This window comes from Streptomyces griseorubiginosus (genome assembly GCF_017614965.1).
Lineage (GTDB): Bacteria > Actinomycetota > Actinomycetes > Streptomycetales > Streptomycetaceae > Streptomyces > Streptomyces griseorubiginosus_B.
Genome location: NZ_WVUG01000554.1, coordinates 1 through 2578 on the forward strand (window position 1 = coordinate 1; position 2578 = coordinate 2578).

The 2578-nt window shown below is 71.0% G+C and carries 4 protein-coding genes; 3 read left to right on the forward strand and 1 reads right to left on the reverse strand.

From position 1 onward, the window contains the following. On the reverse strand, nucleotides 1-153 hold a 153-nt coding region (locus GRC12_RS46180; protein ID WP_308286765.1), incomplete at its 3' end, for a helix-turn-helix domain-containing protein. 254 nt (nucleotides 154-407) lie between these two features. Here GRC12_RS46180 and GRC12_RS43505 point away from each other — a divergent pair. The 3 genes from GRC12_RS43505 to GRC12_RS43515 form a co-directional block, all read left to right on the forward strand. Beyond that, nucleotides 408-1028 (forward strand): hypothetical protein, encoded by a 621-nt coding sequence (locus GRC12_RS43505; protein WP_208785962.1) that lies wholly within the window; start codon nucleotides 408-410, stop codon nucleotides 1026-1028. A gap of 141 nt (nucleotides 1029-1169) precedes the next feature. Continuing rightward, complete coding sequence (locus tag GRC12_RS43510; RefSeq protein ID WP_208785963.1) at nucleotides 1170-1613, forward strand: hypothetical protein; 444 nt, start codon at nucleotides 1170-1172, stop codon at nucleotides 1611-1613. A gap of 524 nt (nucleotides 1614-2137) precedes the next feature. Beyond that, on the forward strand, nucleotides 2138-2578 hold a 441-nt coding region (locus GRC12_RS43515), incomplete at its 3' end, for an ATP-binding protein (RefSeq protein WP_208785964.1).

A 2578-nucleotide genomic window follows, 5' to 3' on the forward strand; every position in this document is an offset into this window, starting at 1 on the left:
GTCCTGGGGCACCGCCTCGCCCGCGCAGTAGCGGTGGAGCGTGGAGGTGTTCATGTTGAGGCGCCGCGCCAGCGAGCCGTAGCTCCGGTCCGTGCGGTCCTTCAACCGGCGCAGCAGCGCCGCGAACTGCTCGACGTCGTCCCGTGTCGACACCGTTCCCCCGTCTCCCCGTCGTCCCCGTCGTCCCCGTCATCCCAGGCACTCATATACCTGCACGTCAGATGGGCTGGGATGGTTCCACCCCGGCCGATCGGACGGCAGCCGTTGCGCCGGGGCGCCGGCAGCGCCGATGCTCTTGGTGTCGCACCGACCAGGGCGGACCGACCATCCGCCGTCGCGGCGACCTTCCGACACCCATGCACTCATCCACTGCACTCATCCACTGCACTCATCCACGGGGGACACCCATGTCCAAGCGCACCCGAGCAGGCGCGCTCATCGCACTCGCCGTCACGGGCCTCGCCCTCGGCACGACGCTCGCCCCACCGGCGGACGCCGCGTCCCGGGCACCGGGGTTCCTGGCGGCCGCGGACCTGCCGCCGCACCCTTCGTCGTCCTGGACCGCCGGCAAGGTCACCGCCGGCGTACCGGAGGCGGTGGAACAGGACCGCTGCCTGAGCATGGCGCTGGGCGGGGGCCAGGACACCTGGTACCGGGAGTTCCGCACCGACCTCGACACGGGCGCCCGTCAGATCACTGTCCAACTCCCCAGCGTCAGCGCGGCGAAGGGCCGCTTCGCCCGGCTCGACAAGGACATCGCGTCCTGCCCGGCCCGGATCGAGGAGGCAGACCCGGAGACGGCGGCGACGCTGAAGGACTACGGCACCCTGCACGTCGAGGAGGGCGCCCACGTCTACGGTCTGCACACCGAGAGCTCCTGGGGTGCCACCGACATCCGGCTCCTGTCGGTGGGCCGGGACGGCAGGACCGTGACCGTCGTCGACTGGGGGCAGATGGGCGGTTTCAGGGACGCGCCGGTCAAGGCGTTCAAGAAGACGACCACGACCGCCGTGAACAAGCTCCACTGACCGCACGACCGGGGCCGCCCTCCCGCCACGGGGGTCGGGAGGGCGCCCACCGACCACCGCACCTCTCACAACACGCAACCGAAAACACGCAACCGGACCGCACGCAACCGAGCAACACGCAACCGAAAACGGGGAACAGACATGAGCAGCAAGACCCGCACCGTCATCAGCGCCGGCCTCCTCGCCGTCGCCCTCGGCCTCGGCGCCACCGCCCAGGCCTCCGCCGGCGCCCCGCGCAGCGTCAGCGGCAAAACGACCGACAACCTCACCCGGATCGCCGACTTCTACGGCACCTACATCGACGCGGTGTACGACGAGGACAGCGGCAACCTCGGCACCGCCCTGCGCGGCCACTACCTCACGCCCGCCTTCCAGAAGGAGCTGAACAAGTGGGAGGAGCGGGAGCACGCGGACGGCGTCCTGCGTGCCCAGAACGTGCCGCTGGCGTGGAAGGTCACCGAGACCGGCACCAAGGCGGGCCGGACGGAGGCCGTCGTCACCCTGACCTGGAGCCGCGGGGTGACCTCCAAGGTGGTCGTCGACATGAACGCGAGCCACAAGATCTTCCACATCGGCGCCAAGTGAGCGCGCAGCAGGCGACCGTCGCGCCGTGGACCTCGGCCGCGGTGTGAGGACCGCCCGGAACGGCCGCAGCGCGGGAGCATGTCGCTCCCGCGCTGCGGCCGTTCCGGGCGTCGGACCGGTTTCGGTTACCCTCCGGGCCGGAAAACCATTGGATTCAGGCCAGTTTCGCGAGCCGCGGGCGCGGTCCGTCGGCCCCGCGAGCAGGACCTGGACGTCCGGTACCAACCGCCACACCGCTGTGCCGAGTACGACGGGATCGGCAGACCGCAGTCGGCGCAGGCGATGATCCCGGGTGGTCACGACGCACCCGGACGCCTAGCCGCGCAGGCGTTCGGCATGGTCCGCCGGTGCCCGTCCGGCCGAAAGAGCCGTGTCCGTGGCCGAACACCCGGTGGTTGAGCATTCGACATGACTGCGCCGGGTGACAGAGGGCATGGATCCCGTGAACGTGTTCGACAAGGAGGGGAACCGACATCGGCACGCGGGCGGGGGTCATGAAGAGGCAGGCACGAGGGGGCGGTCCCATGGCGATCGGGGCCTCCTCGGCTCGGACGGTGGAGGAAAAGACCGACGACGTGACGGAAGGGCCGCAGCCGTCCCAGCTGCGGCAGAGACTCGGGCGCGGGGACCTGAAGGCGGTGCCCGAGGCGCGCAGGGCACTGCGCGAGCTGCTACGGCAGTGGGGCAGGCCCGGACGCTCGGACGTGGCGGAACTGCTCACCAGCGAACTGGTCACCAACGCACTCGTCCACACCGACGACGACGCGGTCCTGACGGCCGTCGTGGGACCGCGTGGACTGCGGGTGGAGGTACGGGACTTCGTGGCCCGCAGGCCCAGGCCCTGCCCGGCGAACACCGGCGACGGCACCCACGGCAGGGGCCTGGTCCTGGTGCAGTCGCTCGCGGACGCGTGGGGGGTACGGGCCCACGGGGTGGGAAAGGCGGTCTGGTTCGAACTCGACGCC

Excerpts from the sequence above, each read along its gene's own strand:
- GRC12_RS43505 (WP_208785962.1), top strand. The coding sequence starts at position 408 with ATGTCCAAGCGCACCCGAGCAGGCGCGCTCATCGCACTCGCCGTCACG.
- GRC12_RS43510 (WP_208785963.1), top strand. The coding sequence starts at position 1,170 with ATGAGCAGCAAGACCCGCACCGTCATCAGCGCCGGCCTCCTCGCCGTC.